This window comes from Parasporobacterium paucivorans DSM 15970 (genome assembly GCF_900141895.1).
In the GTDB taxonomy this organism is placed as follows: domain Bacteria; phylum Bacillota; class Clostridia; order Lachnospirales; family Lachnospiraceae; genus Parasporobacterium; species Parasporobacterium paucivorans.
This window is the reverse complement of the sequence record NZ_FQYT01000051.1, coordinates 1-1,448: the sequence shown is the minus strand read 5'-3', so window position 1 is coordinate 1,448 and position 1,448 is coordinate 1. Positions and strand designations below refer to the sequence as shown.

Genomic DNA, 1,448 nt, shown 5'->3' with positions numbered 1-1,448 from the left:
TTGTGCCCGAACTCATAACCACCGTGGCAGCATAGGCGAGCAGTTTTAGGCAGCTCCAGAGAGCAACGGGCGGACAAACTCAGAAATCAATAACAATTATATTACCGGGCAGATAAATGATTATTATTATGACGTGGATCAGTATAGGTTTACCGTTAACACTAGCGGAATATTTACGTTAGTTGGTATTTGGACTGGAGATTTCTATGGATATAATTGGGAAGAAGATTTGGGGATTGGCTTATATGATTCTAATGGTAATATAATAAATGCGGCTTCACTATACTATTCTGATGGCTATTATCGTGCTTTGTCAATGAGTTTAGCCCCCGGCACATATTATATCCATGTATTACAGATATCAGATTATCAGTATTTGTACGTTGGTGAGCAGTATGGAATTTTGACGTCTTTTGAACCTTCTAGCATATCCGTAACAGGAGTTACTCTTAATAAAAATAGTACTACTATTAATGGTGTTGGAGCAACTGAAAAACTTACTGCAATAGTTGCACCAGTCAATGCAACTAATAAAAATGTGACCTGGTCATCAGGTAACAACAATATAGCCACAGTAAGTGCAGATGGGACGGTTACGGCAGTAGGTTACGGAACGGCGACGGTAACTGTACGAACGGCAGATGGTAATTATACAGCAAACTGTACCGTGACCGTTGCACCGGTACCGGTAACTGGAATAACTCTAAATACTGCCAGTACAACTATTAATGGTATTGGAGTGACGGAAAAACTTACTGAGACGATTATACCAAATAATGCATATAATAAAAATGTAGCTTGGTCATCAAGTAATACCAGTATTGCTACGGTGGATAGTACGGGAAGAGTTACCTCTGTAGGTTACGGAACGGCTTCAATTACAGCAACAACGTACGACGGTGCAAAAACGGCAACATGTGCAGTATCCGTTCAAGCTCAAAATGATTATAGCGGAATTTATAATATCCGATCGAAAAATAGCAGCCTTGTGATGGATGTTTATGGTGGTGGAACAGTTGAAGGCACTAACATAATTCAATGGGGTTATCATGGGCGTGAAAACCAGCAGTGGAGATTTGCTTCATTAGGTAATGGTTACTATAAAATCACCTCTGTACTGAATCCGTCCTTCTCACTGGATGTATATGGTGGAGGTACAAATTTAGGAAACAGGGTAATCCAGTGGACGTACCACGGAGGAACCAACCAGCAGTGGAAAATAATAGAGAATGCGGATGGTTCGTGTTCTTTAATGTCAAGATTGGCAGTTGAAAATGGAACAAGATATGTATTGGATGTTTATGGAGGCGGTACGGTCGAAGGGGTTAACGTAATTCAGTGGTCGGGAAATAATGGAGATAACCAGAAATGGTATCTTGAACAGGTACGGGATTATACGTTGAGCTATAACTGCAATGGAGGAACTGCAATAGCGTCCTCGCCAGAAA

1 protein-coding gene is annotated in these 1,448 nt (G+C 40.7%); it reads left to right on the top strand.

Features of this window, described 5'->3' with window-relative positions:
* Positions 1 to 133: 133 nt before the first annotated feature.
* On the top strand, positions 134 to 1,448 hold a 1,315-nt coding region (locus tag BUA79_RS12155; protein ID WP_178138610.1), incomplete at its 3' end, for an Ig-like domain-containing protein.